Source organism: Nocardia sp. NPDC056000 (assembly GCF_042269265.1).
Lineage (GTDB): Bacteria > Actinomycetota > Actinomycetes > Mycobacteriales > Mycobacteriaceae > Nocardia.
In genome coordinates this window covers 58,309-85,256 of the sequence record NZ_JBHJXS010000017.1, presented here as the reverse complement: position 1 = coordinate 85,256, position 26,948 = coordinate 58,309, and the positions used below count along the sequence as shown (strand labels likewise).

Here is a 26,948-nt window from a genome sequence, read left to right as displayed (position 1 = left end):
CGTGCGCGGCCATAGAGTTTGAGCCATGACCACCGAGATCGACGATGTCCGGGTTACCAGAGAAAGCTATGACGAGGTAGCGGAGCTGTACACGAACACTTTCCGGGAGGGCATCGAGGAGAATCCCTTCGATCGGGCCATGCTGGATATGTTCGCCGCCTCGGTGCGCGCCGCCGATGCCGAGCCGGGGTTGATCGCGGATCTGGGTTGCGGTCCGGGCCGGGCCGCGCGCTATCTGGATGTGCTGGGGCTCAATGTCTTCGGCCTGGACCTATCCCCCGAGATGATCGCCCGCGCGCAATCCGCGCTGCCGCATCTGCGGTTCGAGATCGGTTCCATGGAGAACCTGGATCTCACCGATGCGTCGTTGAGCGGAATCGTGGCCTGGTACTCCATCATTCACACTCCGCCGCACCGAATCCCGGCGCTGCTGGGCGAATTCGCGCGCGTGCTGCGCCCGGGCGGTCACGCCCTGTTCGGTTTCCAGGCCGCCGATGATTCGCGCGGCATCCAGGAGTACGACCACAAGGTCACCACGTCCTACCGCTGGGCTCCCGATACGCTCGCCGCGACCCTGGAGGAGCTCGGTTTCACCGTGACCGCGCGCATGTCCCGGACCGCCCGCGAGGATGAGCGCACCCCGCAGGGCTATCTGCTGGCCGTCAAGAACTGATCGGTTCCACCGGGCGCGCCGCGCGTTCGTCGAATTCGGCTCGGGCGCTGGTGATTTCGTCCACGTGCGCCAGCGCCCACTGCCCCATGGCATGCGTGAGCCGCCCGAGGTCGGCCCCGATCGGGGTGAGTGAGTATTCGACCCGCGGCGGCACGGTGGGGTAGACCGCGCGGCGCACGAGTCCGTCGCGTTCCAGATCGCGCAGGGTGCGGGTGAGCACCTTCTGGGTGATGCCGTCGAGGCGGCGGCGTAGTTCGTTGAAGCGGATCGGGCCGTCGTTCGCGCGCAGTACGCCCAGTACCAGCAGCACCCATTTGTCGGCCAGCACCGCCAGCACATCACGTGCCGGACAGCGTTTGAGATAGTCCTCCACCAGGTTGGTGGATTCTTCCACGTCGAAGACGGTATCCATCGGGTACCTCGGGATCTATTTAGTGCCTTCTTCCCAGAAGATACTACCGGCCGAAGAATCGTAACCATGAAAGCGATCAGTCAGAACACAGTCGGCGGACCGGAAGTACTGGAGACCGTAGAGGTCGAACGGCCTGCTCCCGGTGCGGGCGAGGTCCTGGTGCGCGTTGCCGCCACCTCGGTGAACGCGGCGGACTGGAAGCTCCGCAACGGCAGCATCGACGTGCTGGGTCCGCCGCCGTTCACGCTGGGTTTCGACGTATCCGGTACGGTCGCCGAAATCGGTGCCGGGGTAACCGATTTCAATATCGGCGATGAGGTTTTCGGTATGGCGCTGAGCCGTTCGGGCACCTACGCCGAATATGTGGTCACCCCGGCCGACCACCTCGCGCCCAAACCCGCGAACCTGACGCACACCGCCGCCGCGGCGCTGCCGACCGCGGCGCTCACCGCATGGCAGGCATTGGCGAAAATCGCACCGGGACAACGCGTTTTGATCCACGCGGCCGCCGGTGGTGTCGGGCATCTGGCGGTGCAGATCGCGAAACATCATGGCGCGTACGTGATCGGTACGGCCCGGGCCGCGAATCACGAGTTCCTGCGGTCGCTCGGCGCGGATGAGGTGATCGATTACCGGACAGCCGATTTCACCACGGTGACGCCGCCGGTGGATGTGGTGTTCGATCTCGTCGGCGGTGAGTACGGTGACCGGTCGCTGACCATCCTGACCCCGGAGGGTCGTCTCATCGACGCCCAGCGCGACGGCGTGCTCGACGATCCGCGATTCCACCGGCACTACGTCGCCCCGTCCGGCGCGGATCTGCGCGCGCTCACACCCCTGCTCGAACAGGGCGCGCTGCGCGGCGAGGTCGAGCGCGTCATGTCCCTGGCCGATGCCGCCGAGGCGCATCGGCTCAGTGAATCCGGGCGGGTGCGCGGCAAGATCGTGCTGCTGCCCTGGGCCGCCGCCTGATTCCTGGCCATCGGGACATTCCTGTGCGAGGCTCGCGGCCGCGCCCTACCGTCGGGCGTAGGCGAGAACAGGGAGTTGTGGTGACGTACTGGGACAATGAGGTCGATGTGCTGGTCGCCGGTTCGGGCGGCGGCCTGGCCGGGGCGTATACGGCGGCGCGCGAGGGACTGACGGTGCTGCTGGTGGAGGCCACCGAGAAATTCGGCGGCACCACCTCGTATTCGGGTGGCGGCGGTGTGTGGTTCCCGTGCAATCCGGTACTCCAGCGCGAGGGTGTGGATGACACGCTCGAGGATGCGCTCACCTACTACCGGGCCGTGGTCGGCGATCGCACACCCGCCGAATTGCAGGAAGCGTATGTGCGCGGCGGCGCGAAGGTGATCGAGTATCTGGAGAGCGATGAGAGCATCGCGTTCCAGATGTTCCCGTGGCCGGATTACTACGGCAAGGCGCCCAAGGCGCGGCTCGACGGTAAGCGGCACATCATCCCCAAGCCGCTGGCCGCCAAGAAGCTCGGTGAGCTGAGCGCGTCCATTCGCGGACCGCTGGGCACCGACCGCAATGGTGAACCGCAGCCGGACTATCTGATCGGCGGCCGTGCGCTGGTGGGCCGGTTCCTGCTGGCAATGGCCAAGTACCCCAACGCTTCCCTGCGTTTGAACACCGCGCTGGTGGAGCTGGTCGTCGAGGACGGCGCGGTGGTCGGCGCGATCGTCGATCAGGACGGGGAGCGCACCGCGATCCGCACCCGCAAGGGAGTCCTGTTGGCGGCGGGCGGTTTCGAGGGCAATGACGAACTGCGGCAGCGCTTCGGCGTACCGGGTGTCGCGCGAGACACCATGGGGCCGTGGGGAAATGTCGGTAAGGCGCATGAGGCCGGTATCGCGGCGGGCGCGGACACCGATCTGATGGATCAGGCGTGGTGGTCGCCGGGCCTGATCCACCCGGACGGGCGGGCCGCGTTCGCGCTCTGGTTCACCGGTGGTGTGTTCGTGAACCAGAGCGGCGAACGGTTCGTGAACGAATCCGCACCGTACGACCGGCTGGGCCGGGACATCATCGAGGCGATGGACGCCGGAACGGTGACACTGCCGTTCTGGATGATCTACGACGACGCCGATGCGGGCGTACCGCCCATCAAGGCCAGCAATGTGCCGATGGTCGAGCGCGAGAAGTACGTCGAGGCCGGACTCTGGCACACCGCCGACACGCTGGAGGAACTGGCCGCGAAGATCGGCGTGCCGAGTGACGCGCTGGCGGCCACGGTCGCCCGCTTCAACGAACAGGCCGCCGCCGGGACGGACCCGGACTTCGGCCGCGGCGACGAGGCGTACGACCGTGCCTTCTCCAACGGCGAATCGCCCCTGGCCCCGATCGTGAAGGGCCCGTTCCACGCCGCCGCCTTCGGTATCTCGGACCTGGGCACCAAGGGCGGTCTGCGCACCGACACCGTCGGCCGGGTACTCACCGCCGACGACACCCCCATCCCCGGCCTCTACGCGGCGGGCAACACCATGGCCGCCCCCAGCGGCACCACCTACCCGGGCGGCGGCAACCCGATCGGCGCATCGGTCCTGTTCAGCCACCTCGCGGCGTTGGATATGGCGGCTCGCTGACCTCGCGTCATCCCGGCGCATATTCGGCCGCGATGACGACGGGGATTCCGGTGTGGCCGGGCTTAGAGTCGATTCATGGGTGATGAGACGGCTCCGGGGTTCCCCGCGCGCGGACGGTACGACGTGGTGGTGGTCGGTGGCGGCCACAATGGGCTGGTCGCGGCGGCGTATCTGGCGCGGGCCGGGCGGTCGGTGGTGGTGCTGGAGCGACAGGATCACACCGGCGGGGCGGCCGTCTCGTCGCGGGTGTTTCCGGGCGTGGACGCGCGGCTGTCCCGGTATTCGTATCTGGTGAGCCTGCTGCCGGAGCAGATCGTGCGAGAACTGGGGCTGCGCTTCGAGACTCGGAAGCGGCGCATTTCATCGTATACGCCGGTGGGTTCGGGCGGGCTGCTGGTGGACAACGGGTCCGAGGCGCAGACCCGGGAGAGCTTCGTTCGAGTCACCGGCTCGGACAAGGACTTCCGGGCCTGGCAGGACTTCTACGCCCGCACCGGGGCACTCGCACAGCGCGTGTTCCCGACCCTGACTCGACCGCTGCCCACCCGCGACGAAATGCGCGGCACCGTGGACGATTCCGCGCTCTGGGAGTCGATTTTCGAACGGCCGCTGGGTGACTGGGTGGAGCGCGAATTCGCCGACGACACCGTGCGCGGCGTGGTGCTGACCGATGCGCTGATCGGCACCTTCACCCACGCGCATGATCCGTCACTGCTACAGAATCGCTGCTTTCTCTATCACGTGATCGGCGGCGGCACCGGCGACTGGGATGTGCCGGTCGGCGGCATGGGCGCGCTGACCGACGCGCTCGCGACGGCCGCGCGCGCCGCCGGGGCCGAGATCATCACCGGTTGCGCCGTGACCGGCATCGAAACCGATGGCGGCACAGCGGAAGTGGCCTTCACCTCGGGCGACGGCACGGCGGGTGTGGTCGCCACCCGGCAGGTGCTGGTGAACGCCGCCCCCTATGAACTGGCGAAACTGCTCGGCGAATCCGCCGAACGCCCCGAGGGCGCACAGCTCAAAATCAATATGCTGCTGCGCCGCCTGCCGAAACTCCGCGATACCGCCGTCGATCCGGCCGATGCCTTCGCGGGCACCTTCCATATCGCCGAATCGAGTTCCCAACTCGCCCAGGCATATCGGGAGGCTGCTGCCGGACAGCTCCCCTCCGCCCCGCCCGCCGAGATCTACTGCCACACCCTGACCGACCCCTCGATCCTGTCACCGGAATTGCGCGCCCAGGGCGCACACACCCTCACCCTCTTCGGTTTGCACACCCCCGCAAGGCTTTTCGCCGATGACCCGGAGGGCACGAAGGCACGCCTGGTCGACGCCACCCTGGCCCAGCTCGATGCGGTCCTGGCCGAACCACTGCGCGACTGCCTGGCCCTGGACGGCGACGGCAACCCCTGCCTGGAAGCGAAATCCCCGGTCGACCTGGAACGCGATATCGGCCTCCCCGGCGGCCACATCTTCCACCGCGACCTCGAATTCCCCTATCTCCCAGCCAATTCCGGCGACTCCCCCGCCGCTCGCTGGGGAGTCTCCACCGCCCACCCCAACATCCTGCTCTGCGGCGCGGGCGCGATCCGCGGCGGCGGCGTGAGCGGCATAGGCGGCCACAACGCCGCCATGGCAGCCCTGGAAACCACCTAGCCCTACATCCCCGGCGTTACCTATCCTGCCCAGCGCCACATACCTCGACGCAGCAGTGAATGAAATCGCTGACCAGCGGCGGAGTCTCGGCCGAGGCGGGCCAGGCGACCGCGACGCGGCTCGGTCCGATGCCGCGCACCGGCCGATACACGATGCCGGGGCGCGGGTAGTAGCGCGCCGACGAGGCCGGGGTGAAGCTGAGGCCGAAGCCGTTGGCGATGGCGGTGAGCCATTCATCGGTATTGCGGGCGATGGCCCCGATGACGGCGGTGCTGGCGGGCCGGGCGTCCGCGCCGATCCAGAAGTCGCGCCACCAGCCGTTTTCCGGTGGTGAGGCGACGAACGGCTCATCCCAGATCTCCCGGAATTCGATTTCCGGTGATGCGGCGAGCGGATGGTCGGCGGGCAGCGCGAGCCACCGCGGTTCGGTGAACAGTTCCCGCGCCCGGAAGCGATCGTCACCCGGGAACGGCAGTCGCACCAGTGCGGCGTCCACATCCCCGTCGGCGAGTCCGGCGCTGGGATCGGTCCAGCCGACCTGTCGCATATCCACCCGCCAGTCCGGATGCGCACGCCGGAACGCCGCCACGATGGCGGGCGTGAATTCGTTTGCGGCACTGGCGATGAACCCGACCCGCAGCACCTTCCCGGCCCGGCTGGCATCGCTCTTTGTGGCGCGCAGCATGCGATCCCAGCCGGCCAGCAGTTCCGGTGCGTGCTCGGCGAATACCCGCCCGGGTTCGGTGAGCGTCATTCCCGTCCGCGATCGGGTGAAAAGCGCTACGCCGAGCTGGTTTTCGAGTTGTTTGATCTGTTTGGTCAGCGCGGGCTGGGATACATAGAGCCGTTGGGCGGCCCGGGTGAGGTGGCCCTCTTCCGCGACGGCGACGAAGTAGCGCAGCAGCCGCGTATCGATGTCCATTCCATCAGGTTATGAATGCGGGTATTGGACGCCGAATTCACCCCCGGTCAGGCTGAAAATCATGAACATCAGCGAAATCAACAGCCCGGTACACCTTGTCGTCGCCTATCACTCGGGGTGGGGACATACCGAAGTACTCGCCGAGGCGGTGGCGGACGGTGCGCGCACGGCGGGCGCGGCCACCGGGCTGGTGCCGGTGGACCGAATCACCGACGCGGACTGGTCGGCGCTGGACGAGGCCGATGCCATCGTCTTCGGCAGCCCCACCTACCTGGGCGATGTGTCGGCCGGGTTCAAAACCTTCGCCGAGGCCACCTCGCGCCGCTGCTCCGAGGGCCGCTGGCGGGACAAGGTCGCGGCGGGTTTCACCAATTCCGGGGCGATGAGCGGTGACAAACTGCATGCGCTCGTCTCGCTGTCGATATTCGCCGCACAGCATCACATGCACTGGGTGAATCTGGGTTTGACCGCGGGCTGGAATTCCACCGTCGCGAGTCCGGAGGATTCGAATCGCCTGGGTTTCTGGCTCGGTGCGGGCGCGCAGACGAATGTCGATCTGCCGCCGAATGCCATGTCCGAGTCCGATATTCGCACCTGCGCCCGGCTGGGCGAGCGGGTCGCGCGGGTGACGGCGCAATTGCGCCTGGGTCAGGCCGCGCTGCTATGAGGTGCGGCGGCCGTCGCCGGCCTGATGCCCCATGATGTCGGTGCAGCACCGAATGAAGTACCGCACAATGGGATCCGCTTCGGAGGCGTCCGGCCACACCAGTGCGACCCGGGTCTGCGCGATGCCGTGCACGGGCCGGAACACCACGCCCGCATGGGCATTGGCGGCGGCGGTGGAGGCGGGGGTGAAGCTGACGCCGTACCCGTTGGCGATGGCGCGCAGCCATTCGTCGGTGCTGCGGGCGATGGCGCCGATGATGGCGGTATCGGCGGGTCTGGCGTCCAGGCCCATCCAATAGTCGCGCCACCAGCCGGTTTCCGCGGGTGAGGCGACGTAGGGCTCATCCCAGAGTTCGCGGAAGGCGATGTCCTCGCGTTCGGCGAGCGGATGGTTGTCGGGCAGCGCGATCCAGCGCGGTTCGGTGAACAGTTCGCGCACGTAGTAGCCGTCCTGCCCCGGGAAGGGTAGTCGCAGCAGCGCCACGTCCACATCGCCCTCGTCGAGTCCGGCGGTGGGATCGGTCCAGCCGCCCTGGTGGATGTCGACCTGCCAGTCCGGGTGCAGCCGGTGGAAGACGCGGATGATTTCCGGGATGTGCCCGTCGGCGGCGCTGTGCACGCAGCCCAGGCGCAGTACGCGTGCGGCGCGGCTGGCATCGCTCTTGGTATCGCGCAGGATGTGGTCCCAGGCGCCGAGCAGTCCCGGAACCCGGTCGGCGAGGACCTTTCCGGCGGCGGTCAGGGTCCAGCCGGCGCGGGAGCGGATGAACAGTTCCACGCCGAGCTGCTGTTCGAGCTGTTTGATCTGGGTGGCGAGGGCCGGTTGGGCGACATGCAGGCGCTGCGCCGCCAGCGGCAGGGACTCGGTGTCCGCGACCGCCAGGAAGTAACGCAGCAGTCGCGTGTCGATATCCATGCACTCAGGTTATGGACGCTGCAACCGGTAGGCATACCCCGGCTTTGTAGGCCGGGACGGGATTGACGGTTCTGTCACACCGCCAATGCTCGCAGACGAGTCGTTCCAGGCGAACCGGATTACCCAAGGTGGATGTCGCGGCGAAACCCCGCACGCCACCGACCAGTCGGTTAGTTGCGCGCTAGGGTGAATTTGCCAGAAAGTTGCCGACTCGGACGGGCGGAAGGAGGCGCATGGATTCGGACACCCCCGACCACCCGCAACCCGAAAATCATCAACCCCAGCACCGCATCGCTCCGGCCCCGCGCCCCAGCAGCGGGCGCCTCTACGGGGCCACCCGCCGCGCCGCCGGTTCCATGGACCGCTGGCTGCGCCGGGTCAGCGCCGGCGCACCCGAGGTGCCCGCCGAGGACGCCCCCGAACCCGAAGAGCCGCCCGTCTCGGCCGATCTGCTGGATCTGCTGCGGCATATGGGCGTCGCGCTCATCGCCTCGGGCGAGACCACCAATCAGGTGCAGCGCATTCTCGACGATCTGGCCCGCCGCTACGACGCCGATGAAGTGCACTTCTTCGTACTGCCCACCGGAATCTTCGTGCGCGTGCATGATTCGCGCGGTTCGGCCGTCGATCTGCTGGACGCGTCGGTGGACACACTGCGGCTGGATCAGATCGCCGCGCTGTACAAGCTGATCGATCAGATCAAGAACAAAGTGCCGCCGCCCACCATGGCCACCGCCGCCCTCGCGGCGATCCTGCGCTCACCGCCGCCGACCGCGGTGTGGCTCATGCTGCTCGGCAATGTGGTGCTCACCCTCGGTCTGGGCCTGATGCTCAATCCGACCGCCAATGCCCTGCTCGGCTATATCGTGATCGGCCTGGTGGTGCAGCTGCTGATCATGCTCGCGGACCGGATGCCGCTGCTGTCCCTGGGTTTGCCGGTGGTCGCGGGCGGTGCGGTCACCATGCTGGCCTTCGGTTTTCCGCATGCGCTCGGCGGCGGCAATCCGCAGCAGTTGCTGGTGCCGGGCGTCTCGGCGCTGCTGCCGGGCGCCACGCTCACCAACGGTTCCATCGAATTGGCCACCGGATCGATGGTGGCGGGCGCGAGTCGCACCATCTACGGCCTGAACAAATTGTTCCTGCTGGCGTTCGGGGTTTTCATCGGCTTACAGCTGCTGGGCCCGAATCATCCGAATCCGCCCGAGCAGATGCATCAATTGGGTTGGTGGGCGCCGATTCTCGGTGTGTTGCTGATCGGGTTCGGGCATTCCTGGCGGTCCAGCGCACCGCCGAAATCGCTGCCCTGGCTGCTGGTGGTGCTGTACGCGGCGTTCGCGGCGCAGAAGCTCGGCGTGCAGATCGGCGGCGGTCTGCTGGGTTCGTTCCTGGGCGGCATGGTGGCGGTGCCCGCGGCATATCTGGTGCAGCGCAATCGGAACGCCCCGCCCACCCAGGTGACGTTCCTGCCCGCGTTCTGGATGCTGGTACCCGGCGGTATCGGCCTCACCGGGGTCTCGCAGCTGGTGGCCGAATCCAATGCGAACGGCCTGCACGTGCTGGTGACGACCACGCTGACCGTCGCCGCCATCGCGCTGGGCGTGCTGGTCGGTTCCGGTATCGCCGCCAAGCGGCCGCCGCAGATCACCCCGGTGGTGGATCAGCTGCTCGGCCCGGATACCGGGCGGCATTCAGCGAACCGTCGGAAGCCCTGAGCCCGGATCGGCCAGCCACAGCAGCCAGTGCGGTGCGAGCAGTGCCGCGAATTCGTCATAGCCGGGGGCGTCGGGGTGGTAGCCGTCGCGCGCGGCGACCTCGCGCATCCAGATCGGATTGTCCCGCAGTGGTTGGTGCGCACGCAGATACCGCGCGTCGAGGGCGTCGCAGATATCGGCGAAGCTGTCATCCAGAGCCAGCAGGCGCCGATTGTGATCCTCGTCCACATTCGGCGGCGGCGCGATCACCATTGTCTGCCAGCCTCTTTCCCGGGTTCCGCGCAGGATGGCGGTGAGATTGTCCGCCGAGACCTCGGGATCGACTCGGGGGCGGCCGTTCTCGTACTGCGAATCGTTGACGCCGGTGGAGATGACCACCCGGCAGTCCGCCCCGGCGGGTAGTCGCGGGGTGCATTCGGCGGCCCAGCGCGCCCGCAATTCGGTACTGGTCTCCCGGCGAATTCCCAGGTTGTAATAGTTGAGCGGCTGTCCGGCCGCGGTGGCGCGCACCGCGAGGCGGCCCGCCCAGCCCAGGTGTTTTCGGTCGCCTATGCCCGCTACGAAGGATTCGCCGAGAAAACACACACGCAGATCGGGCACCACGCGTCGATCCTCGCACGGGGCCGCGACGGCCCCGCGCCGAACCTATTAAGCAGGAATAACCGCGACGACGCGTTCGGCGTGGCGGCGGGGTCGTCCCGCTGGGACCCCGCGACGGGTTACGGTAACCGGGCACCAACCGCCCCGAGCCGACCATGGGACCGCAGTCGTTCCCACGATCCGAAAGCGCCCATAGGACATGCGAGTCGACGGACGGGAAATTCCTGTCTCCGGCAGTCTGCTGCAGCCGCGGATCCGGCGGACCAGCGACATTCTGCGTGTCGTGCTGTCCGCGCTACTGACCGCCGTCGTCATCACCGGCTCACTCATCACGCGGCCGCAGTGGGTGGCGCTGGAGCGTTCGGTCTCCGAGATCGTCGGATTCCTCACGCCGGAGCAGTCCAATCTGGTCTACATCCTGTACGGCATCGCGATTCTGGCGTTGCCGTTCGCGATTCTGGTGCGCCTGATCTGGGGCAGGCAGTGGAAACTGCTGGGCGGCTTCCTGTCCGCGGGCCTGATCGCACTGCTGCTGTTCTCCATCACCGGCACCGGTTTCACCCCGCCGAAGTGGCATCTGTCCGAGGCCGAACAGCTCAATACCTTCCTGTCCCAGTTCCTGGACGATCCGCGCTGGATCGCCATGCTGGCGGCCACCCTCACCGTGGCCAGCCCGTGGCTGCCCCCGCGCTGGCGGCGCTGGTGGTGGACACTGCTGCTGGCGTTCGTGCCCATCCACCTGGTGGTGTCGCTGGTGGTGCCCGCCCGCGCCATGCTGGGGCTGGCGGTGGGCTGGCTGGTGGGCACGGTGATCGTGCTGGTGGTCGGCACACCCGCGCTGGAAGTGCCGCTGGACGCGGCCGTGCGGGTGCTGGCGCAGCGCGGTTTCAAGGTGACGGCCTTCCAGGTGGTGCGCCCGGCCGGGCGCGGGCCGCTGGTGCTCTCGGCCAAGACCGAGGGTGATCCGATCACCGTCGAGATGTACGGGCAGAATCAGCGCAGCCGCAGTGCGCTGCGACAGTTGCGGCGCTGGTTGACGATTCGGGCCAGCGAGTATCCGACCCTGTTCGCGTCCATGCGGCGCGCGGTCGAACATCGCGCGCTGATGGGCATCGCCATCGGGGATCTGGGCCTGGGCAGCAATAGACCGCTGACCGTCGCCGCCCTCGATCGCGGCTGGATGATGTACGCGCACACCGTGCCCGGCGGTAAACCGCTCTCGGCCGCCGACGGCGAGGAGATGCTCGCCAAGGTGTGGCAGGCCCTGCACACGCTGCACGACGCTCAGATCTCGCACGGGGATCTGCGTGCAGAGGATATTCGGATCATCGACGGGCAGGTGCGTTTCGGCGGTTTCATGACCTCGGAATTCGGCACCTACGAGGTGCGCTTCCAATCCGATGTGGCGCAGCTGCTGCTGACCTCGGCCGCGCTGTTCGGCGTCGAGACCGCGGTGCGCACGGCCATCGAATGCATGGGCGCGCAGCGGGTGCTGACCTCGTCCCGGCGACTCACCAAAACCGCCATCCCCGAACAGGTTCGGCACGCGGTGCCGGATGCCGGGGATCTGATGAAGCACACCCGCGACGAGGTGGCCAGGCAGACCGATCAGGACAAGATCGAGGCGGCGCGCATCACCCGGTTCTCCCGGAACCAGTTCATCCAGCTCGTTCTGCTCATCGGCCTGGTGTACGTGGCGTACCCGTACATCAGCGCCGTGCCGACATTCTTCTCCGAACTGCGCTACGCCAACTGGTGGTGGGCGCTGCTGGGCCTGGCGGTATCGGCACTGACCTATCTCGGTGCGGCAATGGCGTTGTGGGCGTGCGCTTCCGAGGAAGTGAACTTCAAGAATCTGCTCTTCATGCAGGTCGCCAATACCTTCGCCGCGACCACCACCCCCGCGGGCGTGGGCGGTCTGGCGTTGAGCGTGCGATTCCTGCAGAAGAGCGGACTGGGCGCGGTGCGCGCGACCGCGTCGGTGGCGCTACAGCAGACCATTCAGGTGGTGACGCACCTGATCCTGCTGCTGTTCTTCAGTGTGGCGGCGGGGGTTTCGACGAACCTGTCGCATTTCGTGCCCAGTGCGACGGTGCTGTATTTCGTGGCGGGCGCACTGCTGGGTCTGCTCGGTGTGACCATGTTCGTGCCCAAGATCCGGCGCTGGCTGCTCAATGAGGTGCGGCCGCAGCTCGCGGACGTCCTGGCGCAACTCAAGGATCTGTCGCGCCGTCCGGGTCGACTGGCGATGATCGTCGCCGGTTGCGCCACCACCACGCTCGGTATGGCGCTGGCGCTCTGGGCGAGTATCGAAGCCTTCGGCGGCAGTACGACTTTCGTGACCGTCACGATCGTGACGATGATCGGTGGCACCCTGGCCTCGGCCGCGCCCACCCCCGGCGGCGTGGGCGCGGTGGAAGCCGCGCTGATCGGTGGTCTGGCGGCGTTCGGAGTGGCGGCGACCATCGCGGTCCCCGCCGTCCTCCTCTACCGAGTGCTCACCTGCTGGCTTCCGGTGTTCTGTGGCTGGCCGATCATGCGCTGGCTCACCAAGAACGACATGATCTGAAACCTATTTGCGGAGTTCGACCTTCAGCACCTTGCCGCTGGCGTTGCGGGGCAGCTCGGTCACGATGACGAGATCCTTGGGGTGCTTGTAGCGGGCCAGGGATTCGTTCAGGAAGGGCTCGAGTTCTTCGAGGGTCAGGGTGTCGACGCCCGCGGCGAGGGCGACCACCGCGACCGGCACCTCGCCCCACTTCTCGTGGGCGCGGCCGATGACCGCGGCCTCGTGGATCTTGGGGTGGGCGAAGAGCACGTTCTCCACTTCGGCGCAGTAGATGTTCTCGCCGCCGGAGATGATCATGTCCTTCTTGCGGTCGACGACGTAGATGAAGCCGTCCTCATCCGCGCGCACCAGATCGCCGGAGTGGAACCAGCCGCCGTGGAAGGCTTCCGCGGTCGCTTCGGGCTTGTTCCAGTAGCCCTGCATGAGGGTCGGGCCGCGGTAGACGATCTCGCCGACGGTGCCGGGTTCGACATCGTTCATCTCGTCGTCGACGATGCGGGCCTGAATCGTGGGGATGGGCTTGCCGACCGAGCCGAGCTTGGTCAGCGCGTCCCGGCCTTCGAGCACGCAGGTGATGGGCGACATCTCGGTCTGGCCGAAGACCGCGACATTGAAGGCGTCCGGGAAGCAGTCGGCCATGGCGCGCAGCACCGTATCCGAGGCCGGGGCCGCGCCCCAGCACAGCGCGCGCAGGGCCAGCTTGCGGTCCTTGACCGTCGGATCCTCGCAGATGAGCTGCCACTGCACCGGTACGCAGAAGGCGGTGGTGGCCTGCTCCGCCTCGATGGCGTCCAGGAATTCGGTGGGGTTGAACGCGCCGAGCGGATGCAGCACGGTCTTGCCGCCGAGCAGGAAATACGGTGTGAGACTGCCCAATCCGGCGATGTGGAACAGCGGTGAGGTGCAGAAGCCGATGGAATCGGGGGTGATCTCCATGGCGCGGATACAGGTCAGCGCCTGGGAATTCAGGTTGGCGTAGGACAGCACCGCGCCCTTGGGGGTGCCGGTGGTGCCCGAGGTGTACATGATCAGCGCCGGAGAGTCCTCCGGAATGTCCAGTGCGGCATGGGGTTCGCCGCCTTCGGCCAGGAAGTCGTCATAGCCGATGACGCCGTCGCCGCTCTGCCCGTTGATGACCACGCAGGTTTCCAGGGCCGGGGCCTGGGCGCGCACGGCGGCGGCCAGCGGCTGCAGCGGCGCGTCGGTGACGATGGCCTTGGCGCCGGAGTCGCTCACGATATAGGCGACCTCGGGCGGGGTGAGCCGGAAGTTCACCGGCACCGCGATGGCCCCGAGCGCATTGATGCCGAGCACGGCCTCGATGTACTCGGTGTAGTTGAGCGCCAGGATGAGCACCCGGTCGCCGAATCCGACCCCGCGCCGGGCGAGCGCGTCGGCGAACTTCTCCGAGCGCTCGTGCAGCTGTCCCCAGGTGGTGTCCGTGCCCTGGAAGCGGAAGGCGACACCGTCTCCCCGCATGGCCGCGTGGGTGGCGACCTGGTTGACCCAGTGATTGCGCCGCGACCGGATCGGCTCGTCGAGCGGCCGGAAACCTGTGGTCATTGTGTGCCCTTCCGTCTGATTGTTCGCGAGAATACCAACTAACTTCTTGGCGTGACAAGGGTTACAGAGAAGGTTCTGTACGATGTTTATCATCGATTCAATCAGCAGCTCAGAGGCTGAAAATCGCTCTTGATGACGGGGACGTCCGCTCGCGGTTATCCCCAGGTCGGCGTCCCCTACGCCACCGAAGGTGCAAACTCCGACTCACATCGGGGTTGAACCCCCATATGCAACTATGCGAGTATCGAGCCAGTTGTGAGAGGCCAGAGAGGACTGCGTCGATGCTGCGTACCAGGTTCACCGAGACCTTCGGGGTAGAGCACCCGATCGTGCAGGGCGGCATGATGTGGGTCGGCCGCGCCGAACTCGCCGCCGCCGTGTCCGAGGCGGGCGGTCTGGGCATCATCACCGCCCTCACCCAGCCCACGCCCGAGGATCTCCTGAAGGAGATCGAGAAGGCGCGCGAGCTCACCGATAAGCCGTTCGGTGTGAACGTGACCATCCTGCCGTCGATCAATCCGCCGCCGTACCAGGAGTACATGCAGGCGATCATCGAGTCGGGCGTGAAGATCGTGGAGACCGCGGGCTCCAACCCCGAGCCGTTCCTGCCGTACTACAAGGCGGCCGGTATCAAGGTGCTGCACAAGTGCACCAGCGTCCGGCACGCGCTCAAGGCGCAGAAGATCGGCGTCGACGGCGTGTCCATCGACGGCTTCGAATGCGCGGGTCACCCGGGCGAGGACGATGTCCCCGGTCTGATCCTGATTCCGGCGGCCACCAAGGCCCTCGATATTCCGGTGATCGCCTCGGGCGGTATCGCCGATGCGCGCGGTCTGGTCGCGGCGCTGGCGCTGGGCGCGGACGGCGTGAATATGGGCACCCGCTTCATGTGCACGCAGGAATCGGCCATTCACCAGACGGTGAAGGAGCAGATCGTCGCCAATTCCGAGCGCGCGACCCAGCTCATCTTCCGTACGCTGCACAACACCGCGCGCGTGGCGGATAACGAGATCAGCCGCAAGGTCGTCGAAATCGAGAAGGCGGGCGGCACTTTCGAGGATGTGCGCGAACTGGTCGCCGGTGCGCGCGGCCGCCGCGTATTCGAAGAGGGCGATCTGAACGCCGGTATCTGGTCCGCGGGTCAGGTCCAGGGCCTCATCGATGACATCCCGACCTGCGCGGACCTGGTGTCCCGCATGGTTTCCGAGGCCGAGGAGATCATCCGGGGTCAGCTGGGCGGCATGCTCGTCTGACGACCGCGCGGCATGTTCTCGAAAGCGCAATAGGTGTTTTGAGAATTTCCGCTAAGAGCCCTTGGCAGATCTTGCCAAGGGCTCTAGTCATTTCGGTTACCCGGGGCCCGTCGATGCGTCATGCTTTAACGACAGTCCGAAGTGGTGGAGGTGCCGAAATGGCAATCACTCGTATCTATCTCGACGATGACGCGCTGCGGCGGACAATGGCTATTTCGGGCGTTCACACCGAACAGGACGCGGTGAACCTAGCATTGCGATTCTTCACCTCGCATGCCACGGCGGCGGATCTCGAGCACCCGATTCACACCCGGGCGGCCTCGGCGTAGCAGCCGCGCCCCAGCCGATGCCGTAACCGCGCGCGGCCACACCGTGGCGGCGCGCGGCGCGCGTCCCACACCCGTGGATGGCACGCCGAGTCACAATCTACCTGCGCCAAAGCTCTTCTGGCGGCGGCGAATTCTTGGCAGAATCGCCGGAGGTACCTCGGCGCACACGTCGCCGGACCACGGGAGGGGTTCTCCGTGCGGCAGAGTACGACAGCATCGAACGATTCGGCGCCCGCTCCGCGGGTGTCGATCGTCGGTGTCGCGTACCGGCCGACAGGTACGGCCTTCGACAACGACTGGTTCGCGCTGCCCGAACACGAGGCGGCCGCCCTGGATCCGCGCCAGCGCGTCACCCTCGAACTCGCCGTCGAGGCCCTCGACGACTCCGGCCTGGGCCACCTCGCCCCCGGCTCGCGTGCCGCCGTGGTCTTCGGCGCCGCAACGACATTCGGCCCTGCCGCCGCGCTCAACATCGCCCACCTGCTCTCGCGCACCCTGGACCTGCACGGCCCCAGCCTGCTCGTGGCCAGCGACCGCACCGCACCGCTGGTCGCGGTCGACACCGCCGTCCGCCTGCTCGCCGACGAATCCGTACCGTTCGTCATCACCGGCGGCGCGGACCTGGCCCTGCTCCCCGACCCGCCTCTCCCCCAGCACATCTCGGCCGTCGCGCTGCCCGAATCCAGCCGCGGCGCGGTCCTGATCCTGCAGCGCACGCGGGACGCGTACCGCACCGGCTCCCGGCACTACGCCGAATTCCCAGGCACCGGAATGGGTTTCCCACATCCCGGCGACACCGCACCCCGGATAGCGCTGTGGCACAGCCATCCTCGGTCGGACGAGACCGACGGGCCGGTACGCACATCGGATCGAGACACCCAGCCACCGCTGCCGATTCCCCTGTCCGCGCACGACCTCGACGCCCTGCACGAACTCTGCCTGCACTACGCGACCGCGATCGGCGGCTACCCATCGCTGCGTGACTTCGCGGCCGCGGTTGCTCGTCTGACACCCGGCCCATCCCGCGCCACGATCCTCGCTCACGACATCACCGATGCCGCAAGCCAACTCCGCGAAGTCGCCCGCGATATCACGGCCCTCGCGACCACCCTGCCCGTCTCCGCCGCCGCCCGCGTGTCCCCACGCGTCGGCCGGGTACAGCCCAATCGAATCGCGCACCTGACGGCAGCAGACGCTCCTGCGGCCGCGAGTGCACCGACTTCGACGACGGCACAGGGAAATTCGGCCACCCGACCGGAGAGCAACGGATCGGCCGGGCCGAGCACGGCGTGCGGTATCGCCGGGGAAATGGTCCGGCGGGTGGTCGGTTCGGCGCTGTCGAGCGACCCCGGAACCGCCGAATCCGGTGAGGTGGTCGGGATTTCCGAGTACGAGCGCGCGGGCGGGGTGCTGTTCCTGTTCTCGGGCGCGGGCGGGCACGCGCGAATGGGACGCGCACTCGCCGCACGCTATCCGGTCTTCGCGGCGGCGTTGACCGATGCGGTCGATGCCATCGTCGCGGCCGGTGGACCGCGAGTATGGACCCCGCGCAACGGATTCGGATCGGGAACCGGCGGCGAAGACGTCGCGCAACCGGCGCTCTTCGCATTCCAGGTGGCGCTCGCCGCCCTGCTGGGTGTCTGGGGCATCTGGGCGGATGCCGTTGCGGGACACGGGATCGGCGAAGTCGCGGCCGCCGTGGTGTGCGGTGCGATATCGCTGGCCGACGGAGCCCGAATCGCGGTGGCCCGCGGCCGCCTGCTCGCCGGAACCGGTATCGACGGTGCCGCGGCGGTACTGGAAGCCACCCCCGCCGAAGTACATCGGCTGATCGAACCCATGCGCTCCTCGGTCGGAGTCGCGGCCGTCGACGGCCCATCGTCCATCACGGTCTCCGGCGACCCGCGCTATATCGACACCCTGGTCCGCCGCGCCCACCGCCGCGCCATCTTCGCGCAGCGCATCGCCGCCGATGGCACCATCGGCGGCCCGATCCCCGTGCCGCACGCACCCCGTGCCCGAGACGTTGCCCCGCAACTGGTTTCGGAGCTCGCGACGGTTGCGGCGCTGCGCCCCGAAATGCCGTTCTTCTCAACCACTCGGCGCGGCATGGTGATCGGACCGAAAACAGCGCCGGGAGCGAATGGGGTGGTGCAGGGGTGTACGGATGCGGCGTATTGGGCGCTGAATGCGGCTGGGCCGGTCGAACTCGGGGCGGCGTTGGATTCTGCTGCGGGGGCCGGTATTTCGACGGTGGTGGAGATTGGGCCGCATGGGGTGCTGACGCCGGTGGCGCGGGAGCATATGGCGTTTCGGGGGGCCGCTTATGCGGTGGGGTCGCGGGCGGATGAGGCGGGGAGTTTTCTGCGGGCGGTCGGGCGGTTGTTCCTGGAGGGGCGGCGGGTGGATTGGTCGGCGCTGGGGGCGCTGACAGTGCCGCCGCCGCAGCGGCGGTGGGGGCGGCGGGTGTCGGTCGAAGGCGTCGGGGTGCGGATGCCCGAGGTGCGGATTCGGGTGGACGGGACGTATGTGGTGGCGGGCGGGCTCGGGGTGTCGGGCGCGCTGGTGGTGCGGTGGCTGCTGGACGCTGGGGTGCGGGAGGTGGTGGTGCTGACCCGGTTGGCGCGGGCGCTGCCGGAACCGCTCGAGGGTATGGAGGAGTGCGTGGTGGTGGTGCAGTGCGATGCCACCGATCGGGTGGATCTGGCTGGGGCGCTGGACGATATCCGCGATTCCGGACCGCCGATCCGGGGTGTGGTGCTGGCGGGGCGGGCGTTGCATCCGGTGGCGGCGGGCAATCTGGTCGACTTGACCGCGGCCGATCCCACGGATTTCACCATCGGGTTCTCGGGGGTGGGCTGGCTGCCGCTGACCCGCGTGTCGGGCGGTGCCGCGCCGGTCACGCGGGAATGATGTCGGAATGGCCGAGGCGACTATCCAAGTGAAATGGAAGGACCAGCCGGACGAGCACGACTATCCGGCCGCGGCGGACTTCCTCGATATGCTGGGCGATCCGGATGTGGTGAACACTGTCATCGAGGAATTGCGCGCCGCGCAGGTCACCCATAAGAAGGCCAAGGATATTCTGCGCGCCTCACAGCTGGAGATCCTGCCCGCGTACAACCCGTATGTGCGCCGCGATCTGGAGAAGATCCTGGCGGGTAAGGCGCTTTCGCCGATTCTGCTGGTGCGCGGCAACTTCCGGCGCGGTGTGCCCGCGCAGATCGCGGACGGCTATCACCGCGTATGCGCGATCTACTACTCCGACGAGAACATCCTCATCCCGGTGAAAATCGCTTCGCTGCCGTGACTTTCGAACTGCTCTCGCTGATCGTGCTGCTCGGCCTGGCCGGGCCGATCCTGGCGTGGCGGCCGCAATGGCACATCCCGGTCATCCTGGGCGAGCTGCTGGCGGGAATCCTGTTCGGCAGCACCGGTTTCGGGGTGCTGAACCCCGCCGATCCCACCTTCACCTTCCTCGCGGATGTGGGTTTCGCGGTGGTCATGTTCGTGGCGGGAACCCATGTGCCCATGCGGGATTCGACCATTCGCTCGGCGCTGGGCCGCGGCGCCGTGCGGGCCGCGCTGGTCGGTCTCCTCGCGGTCGCCGCCGGACAGGGTGTGGCCGCGCTGTTCGATACCGGCCACGGCGCGCTCTACGCGGTGCTCATCGCCTCCTCCTCGGCCGCGCTGGTGCTGCCCGTCATCGACGGGCAGGGCCTGACCGGAAAACCGGTGCTGGAGTTGACCGCCCAGGTCGCCATCGCCGATGCGGCGTGCGTGGTGGCGCTGCCGCTGGTGATCGATCCCGGCAATGCGGGCCGCGCGGCGCTGGGTGCGCTGGCGGTGTCGGCGTGCGCGGTGGTGCTCTACTTCGGGCTGAAGTACCTGGGCGATTCCGGCCTGCGCCATCGCTTCCACAAGGTGTCCGAGCAGCGCGGTTTCGCCTTGGAACTGCGGGTGAGCCTGGTGCTGCTGTTCGCGCTGTGCGCGCTGGCGACCCGCACGCACGTGTCGATCATGCTGGCGGGTTTCGCACTGGGCCTGGTGGTGTCGGCCATCGGGGAACCGCGCCGGGTGGCGCGGCAGCTGTTCGCCATCGGCGATGGCTTTTTGACCCCGATGTTCTTCGTCTGGCTGGGTGCGCGATTGAACCTGCGCGAGTTCGGCGATCACCCGTGGCTGATCCTGCTCGGCCTGGCGCTGGGTGGTGCGGCGGTGCTGGCGCATATGGCGATGCGGGTCGTCGGTCAGCCGATCACGTTCGGCGCCATGGCGTCCGCGCAGATCGGGGTGCCGGTCGCGGCGGTCACCGTCGGCACCCAATTGCATGTGCTGCGCCCGGGCGAACCGGCCGCGCTCATGCTGGGTGCGCTGGTGACCGTGCTCGCGACCGCCCTGGCCGCCAATCGCGCCGCCACCCATTCCCCGAGTGACGAGGGTGGGAGCGACGGGGATGGCGAGCACGGCAAGGGCGCGAAGCGCGGCGACTCAGGCGTCGCGGCCGAGTAGCCGATCCGTTTCGCGGCGTTCGCGTTTGGTGGGGCGGCCGCTGCCGCGATCGCGCTGCGGCAGGGTGGCGATCACCGCCGGATCGGGCGGGGGCGGGCTCTTGTCGATCATGCACTGCACGGCGACGGCCGCGCCCACGCGTTTGGTGAGCAGCCGCTGCACGATCACGATGCGTTCGACGCCGCCGACCCGGACCCGGATCTCGTCACCGTGTTTGAGCGAGTGGGCGGCCTTGACCGCCACGCCGTTGACCTTCACATGCCCGGCCCGGCAGGCGGTCGCGGCGGCGGAGCGGGTTTTGAAAAGACGAACGGCCCAGACCCAAGAATCAACTCGGGCCTGGGCCGGTTCGCTCGGTAGAGCTGACGTCACGGGCTACACGATACGTGCCACGCGTGCGCCGACGATCTTCGACTGGGCGGCAGTCGTTTCGAACTCTGTCGTTATGCGGTGATCGCCGTCGATCAGGCGGCGATGCGGCGCGCGGTGACGACCATGTCGGGGCGCAGGTTGGTGTAGGAGACGGGGGTGCCGGTCTGCACCGCGTTCAGCAGCTTGCCGTCGCCGGCGTACATGCCGACGTGGCCGCCGCCGTTGGTGACGACGATGTCACCGGGCTGCAGATCCTGGAAGGCGACGGGCGCGCCGACGTGCGACTGCTCGAAGCTGGTGCGCGGCAGTTCGACTCCGGCCTGCTTGTAGGCCCACTGCACCAGACCGGAGCAGTCGAAGCTGAACGGGCCGGTGGCACCCCAGGAGTACTGTGCGCCGACCTTGGTCTGCGCGGCCTCGAGCGCGATCTGCGCGGGGCCGGTCTGCTTCTGCGGGAACAGCTCCGGAAGCTGGAAGCCGTTGGCGCCGGGGGAGGGATTCACCCCGACCTGAGTGCTCTGGAGGTCCTTGACCGCCTGGTTGAACTGCTGAACCTGGGGCGCGAAATCGTCCGGTACATCGAAATTCCCGATACCCGGGATATCGATGGTGGCTGCCTGGGCGGTGATCGCCGGGAACACGCCCGTCGTCGTCGCCGCCATGGCGCCCATTACTACTGCGCCCTTCACGGAACTCGGAATTCGAGATTCCCGCTGCATGCTGTGCTTACCCACCGAGCCGCCATCTCCGATCTTGCTACATCCCGATTCGCTGACGAACGTCTTTGTGGTTCGTCGTCGACTAGCCGGTAACGTCGCGGGCCGCCTCTCCGATGAAGCGACAGACTCCGCTAAGTCACGAAGAGATTACGACTACCCGGCTGTGTTGTCCACCCCACACGCGGCGCGTGTCGCGACACACCGCAAATCCCCCGGCCGCAGCACGAATTCCGCTATGCCGGGCCGGATCACGGGAAGATATACGCGATCGAAATGCCCGTTATCGAAGCGCAAACTCGAGATCAACCGCGTGCCTCCACTGCTCTTTCGAGATCGGCGATGCGGCGGCGCGCGTCCGCGAGTTCGACTTCGAGTTGACCCAGCGCCATCACGAGCGGGCCGACCGCGAGATCGGCGACCAGTTGCGGATCGTCATAGCCGCGTTCGATCGCCACCAGAATGTTGTTGCGAATGCGCGCGGCGACTATCGCCTCCGACGGTACGTTCCAGGACTCGACCACCTCGGCGACGGTGGACGGGGCTTCCTCCGACATGAACCCTCCTGCCCTGGGCATCTGTGAATCAGCCATAAGGGTAGCGAGGGTGCAAGCGCGACAAGGGGTACGAAGCGAACACCCGCTCCCGACGAAACGGACAGTTCCTCGTGTCGCCGGTCGACAGGCGGCGTATGCCCGTCGATTGCCCTGTCTATGGGCTTCGGTAGATGCCCGGATAATCCCGAACTTTGGCGCTACCGTCGTGCGCGTGGATCCGGTCAGAAATCCCTACGCCCCAGGTGCCGGGCAGCGCCCACCCGAACTCGCGGGACGCGATCGGCAATTGGACGCCTTCGACATCGTGCTGGAGCGCATTGCCCGTGCTCGCCCCGAACGCAGCGTCATGCTGACCGGTTTGCGCGGGGTCGGGAAAACGGTGCTGCTGAATCAACTTCGCTCGGCCGCGCGCACCCGCGGCTGGGGTACCGGCAAACTCGAGGCACGCCCCGAGCAGGAATTGCGGCGGCCGCTTTCCTCGGCCCTGCACATGGCGGTGCGTTCCATAGCGGTGGCACATCGCAATCCGGATCAGGTCGACGATTTCCTGGGGATTCTCAAGGCTTTCGCGCTCCGATCGACCGCGGACAAGGGTATGCGGGACCGCTGGAATCCGGGTATCGACGTCCCGGCGGTCACCGGCCGGGCCGATTCCGGGGATATCGAAATCGATCTCGTAGAGCTCCTTTTGGAGGCCGCGCAACTTGCCCGCGACATCGGTGTCGGCATCGCGCTGTTCATCGACGAGATGCAGGATCTGGGCCCGCAGGACATCTCCGCCATCTGCGGCGCCTGCCATGAATTGAGCCAGGACGCAGCGCCTTTGATCGTGGTCGGCGCGGGCCTGCCGCATCTGCCCGCCGTGCTCTCGGCCTCCAAGTCGTACTCCGAGCGCCTGTTCTCGTACCACCGCATCGACCGCCTGGACCGGGAGGCCGCGGATCAGGCGCTGATCGCCCCCGCCGGTCGCGAGGACGTGAAATACAGCGAGGCGGCGCTGGACGCCCTCTACGAAAAAGCCGACGGTTACCCGTATTTCGTGCAGGCGTACGGCAAGGCGACCTGGGACGCGGCCGCGCAGAGCCCGATCAGCGAAGAGGATGTGGCGGTGGCCGCACCGCACGCCGAGGAGGAGCTGGCGGTCGGATTCTTCGGCTCCCGCTATGAGCGCGCGACACCCGCCGAACGCGAATACATGCGTGCCATGGCGGATCTCGCGGGCGATGACGGCCCGGTCTCCACGGCGGCGGTCGCACGCGAGCTCGATCGCAAACCGGCCTCCCTCTCCCCCGCCCGGGACGGCTTGATCAAGAAGGGTCTGATCTACTCCGCCGAGCGCGGAACGATCGGTTTCACGGTGCCGCATTTCGGCCGATATCTGCGGAGCGTGGCGTAGCCAGGGGTTCGCTGTGCAATCAAGATCATTGCCTGACAAGGGTTTTTGATCTTAACTGGCGTCTACCGGTGGGTAACAAACGCTTCTACACTCGAATGTGATTCCGATCACCTCCGAGGAGGACGCTATGGCGACCACAGCGAAAGTCGACGCCACCGAAGAGCAGGCTCGCGCACTTGTCGAGGAGTCCCGCGAAACCGACTGGGCCAAACCCTCTTTCGCGAAGGAGATGTTCCTCGGCCGCTTCCGTCTCGACCTGATCCATCCGTTCCCGACGCCGAGCAAGGCGGATCAGACCAAGATGGATCTGTATCTGACTCGGCTGCAAGCCTTCTGCGAAACCATCGACGGCCTGCGCATCGAGGCCGAGGGCCGGATTCCGGACGAATATGTGCGCGGGCTCGCCGAACTCGGCTGTTTCGGGCTCAAGATTCCGGAGGCGTACGGCGGTGTCGGCCTCACCCAGGTGGGCTACAACCGCGCGCTCATGCTGGTCGGTTCCGCGCACGCGAGCCTGGGCGTGCTGCTCTCGGCGCATCAGTCCATCGGCGTTCCGGAGCCGCTCAAACTGGCGGGCACCGATGAGCAGAAGCGAGAGTTCCTGCCGCGCTGTGCCAAAGGCGCGGTGAGCGCGTTCCTGCTCACCGAACCGGATGTGGGTTCGGATCCGGCGCGCATGGCCTCCACAGCCACCCCGACCGCCGACGGCGAAGCCTATGAACTCAATGGCGTGAAACTGTGGACCACCAATGGCGTGGTCGCCGAACTTCTCGTGGTGATGGCGCGGGTCCCCAAGAGCGAGGGCCATCGCGGCGGCATCTCGGCGTTCATCGTGGAGGCGGACAGCCCGGGAATCACTGTGGAGCGCCGTAATTCGTTCATGGGCCTGCGCGGTATCGAGAACGGCGTCACCCGCATGCACGATGTCCGGGTGCCCAAGCGCAATCTGGTCGGCCGCGAGGGTGACGGTCTCAAGATCGCGCTCACCACGCTGAACGCGGGCCGTCTCGCCATCCCCGCGATGTGTACCGCGGCGGCCAAGTGGTCGCTCAAGATCGCCCGCGAATGGAGCGGCGCGCGCGTGCAGTGGGGCCGTCCGGTGGGTGAGCACGCGGCGGTCGGTTCGAAGCTGTCCTTCATCGCCGCAACCACTTTCGCGCTGGAGGCGGTGCTCGATCTCTCGGCCACCATGTGCGACGAGAACCGCAATGACATTCGCATCGAGGCGGCGCTGGCCAAACTGTGGGCGTCGGAGATGGCCTGCACCATCGCCGATGAACTGGTGCAGATTCGCGGCGGCCGCGGGTACGAGACGGCGGCATCGCTGGCCGCGCGCGGCGAACGCGCGGTGGGTGCGGAGCAGATGGTGCGCGATCTGCGCATCAATCGCATCTTCGAGGGTTCCAGCGAGATCATGCGATTGCTGATCGCGCGCGAGATGGCCGATGCGCATATGTCGGCGGCGGGCGCGCTGGTCGATCGCAATGCCGAACTCAAGGACAAGGCGAAGGCGGCGGTCGGCGCGAGCGGTTTCTACGCCAAGTGGTTCCCGCAACTGGCCGTCGGCACCGGCACGGTGCCCGCCAGCTTCGGCGAATTCGGCCCGCTGGCACGGCATATGCGTTTCGTGGAGCGCATGTCGCGCAAGCAGGCGCGGGCGCTGATGTACGGAATGGCGCGCTGGCAGGCGAAATTGGAGTACAAGCAGGGTTTCCTGGGTCGCATCGTGGATATCGGCGCGGAGCTGTTCGCCATGGCCGCCGCGTGCGTGAAGGCGCAATCGCTGCGCGTGGCGGGCGATCCGGACGGTGCCGCGGCGGAGGAACTGGCCGAGGTGTTCTGCCGCCAGTCCCGCATCCGCGTACAGCGGCTGTTCGAAGGGCTGTGGGATAACACCGATGACGCCGATACCGAATTGACCCGGGGCATTTTGGATGGCCGCTACAGCTGGCTGGAGGGCGGTGCGCTCGATCCCAGCGAGGGCACCGGGCCGTGGATCTCGGAATGGCAGTTCGGGCCGTCCACGGAGCAGAACCTGATCCGTCCGTTCCTGCCGTCGACGAAGGCGGGCTCGTCCACCTAGTGCTCGTCAGATAAATCTGCCCCTCTCTAGCTTCTTCGGTAGAGAGGGGCAGATTGCTGTCGCGAGCACCGTCGCGAGCATTGACCAGGCGGTCTGTAGTTCTCATAAGCATCTACAGCTTTCTAGTGTCACCACTAGAAAGCTGTAGATAGCCCGATTGTGCAGCGATGGCGCAGAAATCCGGTCGAATCGGTATATCGATCACCGGCATCGGTTGGACAACTTGTGCATAACGCCTGGTGTGAACGGTTAACGGGAAGGCAATACCCATCGACAACCGGGCAAGAGGCGAACTCTCCAGGAGGCCGTCATGTCCATCCGCACCCCCGCCGCCGATCACGACGGTCACCATCTGACCGTCACCGCGGACGATGGCGTGCCGATCGCCGTTCGCGAATTCGGCCCCGCCGGCGCACCGCTCACCGTGGTCTTCGCACACGGGCACTGCCTGCGCACCGAATCCTGGGAGCTGCTGCGCGCGCATCTGCAACGACTGTGGGGCGAGAGCACGCACATGGTCTTCTACGACCATCGCGGACATGGCAATTCGGGCACCGCCGATCCGGCCACGTACACCATCGATCAGCTGGCGCTGGATATGGACGCGGTGCTGCGCGCGGTCGCACCCACGGGTCCGGTTGTGCTGGTTGGCCATTCGATGGGCGCCATGACCATCCTGGCGTACGCCCGGCTCTTCCCCGAGACCATCGGCACCCGCATCGTGGGCGTGGGCCTGCTGGCGGGCGCGGCCAACAGCGTCACCCGGGTCGGCCTGGGCCGCCTGCTGAACGGTCCGGCCGTGACCTCGCTGCGGGTCGCGGTGCGCCGCGCCCCGCGCGCCATGCAGGCGTCCAAGCATTTCACCCGGCATCTGTTCGAGCCGATCATGCGCGAGGCCACCCTGGGCACCCGCAAGATCAGCCCGCGGGTGCTGGCGGTGGCCACGGCCATGCTGAACGAGACCTCACTGCTGACCATGGCGAGTTTCCTGGAATCGCTGATGCGCTTCGACGAGACCGCCACCCTGCACCGGCTGGGCGCGATTCCGGCGCTGGTGCTGGCCGGTTCGGCGGACATCGTGATCCCGTTCGCGCATTCGGTGGTGCTGGCCTCGCAATTGGACGATGTGGAGTTGGTGCGCCTGGACGGCGCGGGCCACAGCGTGATCATGGAGCGCGCCGAGGAGGTCGCGGCTTCCATTGCGGCACTGGTGGATCGGGCCGTGGCGGTGGTGGCCGATCCGGCCGGACGCCCCTGCGAGCGGGGCGAGGACTGTGGCCCGGAGTTCGCCATCGCGGGGTGAGGCGCTCGTCGTTCCGGGCCGCGACCGTCGCGGCGGCGGCCCGGATCCGCCTCGGGGACAGGCCGCTGAGCAGCGAATATGTCTCCGCGACGAGACGAACGGAGTATCTTCACGTACTGTGTTGTAGATCATATTGTGTGGTCGGTC

General features: G+C 67.3%; 23 protein-coding genes. 15 read left to right on the top strand and 8 right to left on the bottom strand.

Features of this window, described 5'->3' with window-relative positions; genetic code table 11:
• The first annotated feature begins 25 nt into the window (after positions 1–25).
• Positions 26–673, top strand: coding sequence for a class I SAM-dependent methyltransferase (locus ACFC4D_RS39910; RefSeq protein ID WP_375961285.1), 648 nt, complete (start codon positions 26–28; stop codon positions 671–673).
• On the opposite strand, the gene ACFC4D_RS39905 is transcribed toward ACFC4D_RS39910, so the two are convergent.
• Positions 663–1,085, bottom strand: a complete 423-nt coding sequence (locus tag ACFC4D_RS39905) for a winged helix-turn-helix transcriptional regulator (RefSeq protein WP_376071338.1) — start codon at positions 1,083–1,085, stop codon at positions 663–665. The two genes, ACFC4D_RS39910 and ACFC4D_RS39905, sit on opposite strands and share 11 nt — an antisense overlap.
• 66 nt (positions 1,086–1,151) lie before the next feature.
• On the opposite strand from ACFC4D_RS39905, the gene ACFC4D_RS39900 reads away from it, so the two are divergent.
• The 3 genes from ACFC4D_RS39900 (at position 1,152) to ACFC4D_RS39890 (ending at position 5,332) form a co-directional block, all read left to right on the top strand.
• Entirely contained in the window at positions 1,152–2,057 is a 906-nt protein-coding gene (locus ACFC4D_RS39900; protein ID WP_376071335.1) for an NADP-dependent oxidoreductase, read from the top strand.
• 80 nt (positions 2,058–2,137) lie between these two features.
• Complete coding sequence (locus ACFC4D_RS39895) at positions 2,138–3,673, top strand: FAD-binding protein (RefSeq protein ID WP_376071332.1); 1,536 nt, start codon at positions 2,138–2,140, stop codon at positions 3,671–3,673.
• Positions 3,674–3,748: 75 nt separating this feature from the next.
• On the top strand, positions 3,749–5,332 hold the full coding sequence (locus tag ACFC4D_RS39890) for a phytoene desaturase family protein (protein ID WP_376071330.1): 1,584 nt from the start codon (positions 3,749–3,751) through the stop codon (positions 5,330–5,332).
• A 16-nt stretch (positions 5,333–5,348) separates the two neighbouring features.
• On the opposite strand, the gene ACFC4D_RS39885 is transcribed toward ACFC4D_RS39890, so the two are convergent.
• A complete protein-coding gene (locus ACFC4D_RS39885; RefSeq protein ID WP_376071327.1) occupies positions 5,349–6,254 on the bottom strand; it encodes a LysR family transcriptional regulator in 906 nt (301 codons plus the stop codon).
• 61 nt (positions 6,255–6,315) lie between these two features.
• Here ACFC4D_RS39885 and ACFC4D_RS39880 point away from each other — a divergent pair, with 61 nt between their 5' ends.
• On the top strand, positions 6,316–6,921 hold the full coding sequence (locus ACFC4D_RS39880) for a flavodoxin family protein (RefSeq protein ID WP_376071324.1): 606 nt from the start codon (positions 6,316–6,318) through the stop codon (positions 6,919–6,921).
• Here ACFC4D_RS39880 and ACFC4D_RS39875 read toward each other — a convergent pair.
• Positions 6,916–7,836 (bottom strand): LysR family transcriptional regulator, encoded by a 921-nt coding sequence (locus ACFC4D_RS39875; protein ID WP_375961299.1) that lies wholly within the window; start codon positions 7,834–7,836, stop codon positions 6,916–6,918. The two genes, ACFC4D_RS39880 and ACFC4D_RS39875, sit on opposite strands and share 6 nt — an antisense overlap.
• Positions 7,837–8,069: 233 nt before the next feature.
• Between ACFC4D_RS39875 and ACFC4D_RS39870 the strand changes: the two genes are divergently transcribed.
• Positions 8,070–9,548, top strand: a complete 1,479-nt coding sequence (locus ACFC4D_RS39870) for a threonine/serine exporter ThrE family protein (protein WP_375961301.1) — start codon at positions 8,070–8,072, stop codon at positions 9,546–9,548.
• On the opposite strand, the gene ACFC4D_RS39865 is transcribed toward ACFC4D_RS39870, so the two are convergent.
• Positions 9,525–10,148, bottom strand: a complete 624-nt coding sequence (locus tag ACFC4D_RS39865; RefSeq protein WP_376071322.1) for a GDSL-type esterase/lipase family protein — start codon at positions 10,146–10,148, stop codon at positions 9,525–9,527. The genes ACFC4D_RS39870 and ACFC4D_RS39865 overlap by 24 nt on opposite strands.
• Positions 10,149–10,347: 199 nt before the next feature.
• Between ACFC4D_RS39865 and ACFC4D_RS39860 the strand changes: the two genes are divergently transcribed.
• Positions 10,348–12,717, top strand: coding sequence for a flippase-like domain-containing protein (locus ACFC4D_RS39860; RefSeq protein ID WP_375961307.1), 2,370 nt, complete (start codon positions 10,348–10,350; stop codon positions 12,715–12,717).
• Between the two features lie 3 nt (positions 12,718–12,720).
• On the opposite strand, the gene fadD5 is transcribed toward ACFC4D_RS39860, so the two are convergent.
• Complete coding sequence (gene fadD5 / locus ACFC4D_RS39855; protein ID WP_376071320.1) at positions 12,721–14,280, bottom strand: fatty-acid--CoA ligase FadD5; 1,560 nt, start codon at positions 14,278–14,280, stop codon at positions 12,721–12,723.
• 281 nt (positions 14,281–14,561) lie between these two features.
• On the opposite strand from fadD5, the gene ACFC4D_RS39850 reads away from it, so the two are divergent.
• From ACFC4D_RS39850 to ACFC4D_RS39830, 5 genes are all read left to right on the top strand, one after another.
• The gene (locus ACFC4D_RS39850; RefSeq protein WP_375961311.1) at positions 14,562–15,533 is read left to right on the top strand and encodes an NAD(P)H-dependent flavin oxidoreductase; all 972 of its coding nucleotides are present in this window, start codon (positions 14,562–14,564) and stop codon (positions 15,531–15,533) included.
• Between the two features lie 158 nt (positions 15,534–15,691).
• Positions 15,692–15,862: a type II toxin-antitoxin system VapB family antitoxin gene (locus tag ACFC4D_RS39845; RefSeq protein WP_375961314.1), complete on the top strand. Its 171-nt coding sequence runs from the start codon at positions 15,692–15,694 to the stop codon at positions 15,860–15,862.
• 243 nt (positions 15,863–16,105) lie between these two features.
• Positions 16,106–18,775 (top strand): acyltransferase domain-containing protein, encoded by a 2,670-nt coding sequence (locus ACFC4D_RS39840; protein WP_376071317.1) that lies wholly within the window; start codon positions 16,106–16,108, stop codon positions 18,773–18,775.
• 7 nt (positions 18,776–18,782) lie between these two features.
• A complete protein-coding gene (locus ACFC4D_RS39835; protein WP_375961318.1) occupies positions 18,783–19,172 on the top strand; it encodes a hypothetical protein in 390 nt (129 codons plus the stop codon).
• Positions 19,169–20,374 (top strand): cation:proton antiporter, encoded by a 1,206-nt coding sequence (locus ACFC4D_RS39830; protein ID WP_376071314.1) that lies wholly within the window; start codon positions 19,169–19,171, stop codon positions 20,372–20,374. Before ACFC4D_RS39835 ends, ACFC4D_RS39830 begins: the two co-directional genes overlap by 4 nt.
• Here ACFC4D_RS39830 and ACFC4D_RS39825 read toward each other — a convergent pair.
• The 3 genes from ACFC4D_RS39825 to ACFC4D_RS39815 form a co-directional block, all read right to left on the bottom strand.
• Positions 20,354–20,746, bottom strand: coding sequence for an RNA-binding S4 domain-containing protein (locus ACFC4D_RS39825; RefSeq protein WP_364636625.1), 393 nt, complete (start codon positions 20,744–20,746; stop codon positions 20,354–20,356). The genes ACFC4D_RS39830 and ACFC4D_RS39825 overlap by 21 nt on opposite strands.
• A gap of 92 nt (positions 20,747–20,838) precedes the next feature.
• Positions 20,839–21,417: a C40 family peptidase gene (locus ACFC4D_RS39820; RefSeq protein WP_375961324.1), complete on the bottom strand. Its 579-nt coding sequence runs from the start codon at positions 21,415–21,417 to the stop codon at positions 20,839–20,841.
• A 350-nt stretch (positions 21,418–21,767) separates the two neighbouring features.
• Positions 21,768–22,019, bottom strand: coding sequence for a hypothetical protein (locus ACFC4D_RS39815; protein WP_364636629.1), 252 nt, complete (start codon positions 22,017–22,019; stop codon positions 21,768–21,770).
• A 211-nt stretch (positions 22,020–22,230) separates the two neighbouring features.
• On the opposite strand from ACFC4D_RS39815, the gene ACFC4D_RS39810 reads away from it, so the two are divergent.
• The 3 genes from ACFC4D_RS39810 to ACFC4D_RS39800 all read left to right on the top strand — a co-directional run bounded on the left by ACFC4D_RS39810 (position 22,231) and on the right by ACFC4D_RS39800 (position 26,801).
• Entirely contained in the window at positions 22,231–23,415 is a 1,185-nt protein-coding gene (locus ACFC4D_RS39810; RefSeq protein ID WP_375961327.1) for an AAA family ATPase, read from the top strand.
• A 127-nt stretch (positions 23,416–23,542) separates the two neighbouring features.
• Entirely contained in the window at positions 23,543–25,498 is a 1,956-nt protein-coding gene (locus tag ACFC4D_RS39805; protein ID WP_376071312.1) for an acyl-CoA dehydrogenase family protein, read from the top strand.
• Between the two features lie 310 nt (positions 25,499–25,808).
• Positions 25,809–26,801: an alpha/beta fold hydrolase gene (locus tag ACFC4D_RS39800; RefSeq protein WP_375961333.1), complete on the top strand. Its 993-nt coding sequence runs from the start codon at positions 25,809–25,811 to the stop codon at positions 26,799–26,801.
• Positions 26,802–26,948: the final 147 nt, after the last annotated feature.

What these genes read in the sequence shown, in the direction of transcription:
- ACFC4D_RS39910 (WP_375961285.1), top strand. Translation starts at nt 26, where the DNA reads ATGACCACCGAGATCGACGATGTCCGGGTTACCAGAGAAAGCTATGAC.
- ACFC4D_RS39905 (WP_376071338.1), bottom strand. Translation starts at nt 1,085, where the DNA reads ATGGATACCGTCTTCGACGTGGAAGAATCCACCAACCTGGTGGAGGAC.
- ACFC4D_RS39900 (WP_376071335.1), top strand. Translation starts at nt 1,152, where the DNA reads ATGAAAGCGATCAGTCAGAACACAGTCGGCGGACCGGAAGTACTGGAG.
- ACFC4D_RS39890 (WP_376071330.1), top strand. Translation starts at nt 3,749, where the DNA reads ATGGGTGATGAGACGGCTCCGGGGTTCCCCGCGCGCGGACGGTACGAC.
- ACFC4D_RS39885 (WP_376071327.1), bottom strand. Translation starts at nt 6,254, where the DNA reads ATGGACATCGATACGCGGCTGCTGCGCTACTTCGTCGCCGTCGCGGAA.
- ACFC4D_RS39880 (WP_376071324.1), top strand. Translation starts at nt 6,316, where the DNA reads ATGAACATCAGCGAAATCAACAGCCCGGTACACCTTGTCGTCGCCTAT.
- ACFC4D_RS39875 (WP_375961299.1), bottom strand. Translation starts at nt 7,836, where the DNA reads ATGGATATCGACACGCGACTGCTGCGTTACTTCCTGGCGGTCGCGGAC.
- ACFC4D_RS39870 (WP_375961301.1), top strand. Translation starts at nt 8,070, where the DNA reads ATGGATTCGGACACCCCCGACCACCCGCAACCCGAAAATCATCAACCC.
- ACFC4D_RS39860 (WP_375961307.1), top strand. Translation starts at nt 10,348, where the DNA reads ATGCGAGTCGACGGACGGGAAATTCCTGTCTCCGGCAGTCTGCTGCAG.
- fadD5 (WP_376071320.1), bottom strand. Translation starts at nt 14,280, where the DNA reads ATGACCACAGGTTTCCGGCCGCTCGACGAGCCGATCCGGTCGCGGCGC.
- ACFC4D_RS39850 (WP_375961311.1), top strand. Translation starts at nt 14,562, where the DNA reads ATGCTGCGTACCAGGTTCACCGAGACCTTCGGGGTAGAGCACCCGATC.
- ACFC4D_RS39845 (WP_375961314.1), top strand. Translation starts at nt 15,692, where the DNA reads ATGGCAATCACTCGTATCTATCTCGACGATGACGCGCTGCGGCGGACA.
- ACFC4D_RS39835 (WP_375961318.1), top strand. Translation starts at nt 18,783, where the DNA reads ATGGCCGAGGCGACTATCCAAGTGAAATGGAAGGACCAGCCGGACGAG.
- ACFC4D_RS39820 (WP_375961324.1), bottom strand. Translation starts at nt 21,417, where the DNA reads ATGGGCGCCATGGCGGCGACGACGACGGGCGTGTTCCCGGCGATCACC.
- ACFC4D_RS39815 (WP_364636629.1), bottom strand. Translation starts at nt 22,019, where the DNA reads ATGTCGGAGGAAGCCCCGTCCACCGTCGCCGAGGTGGTCGAGTCCTGG.
- ACFC4D_RS39805 (WP_376071312.1), top strand. Translation starts at nt 23,543, where the DNA reads ATGGCGACCACAGCGAAAGTCGACGCCACCGAAGAGCAGGCTCGCGCA.
- ACFC4D_RS39800 (WP_375961333.1), top strand. Translation starts at nt 25,809, where the DNA reads ATGTCCATCCGCACCCCCGCCGCCGATCACGACGGTCACCATCTGACC.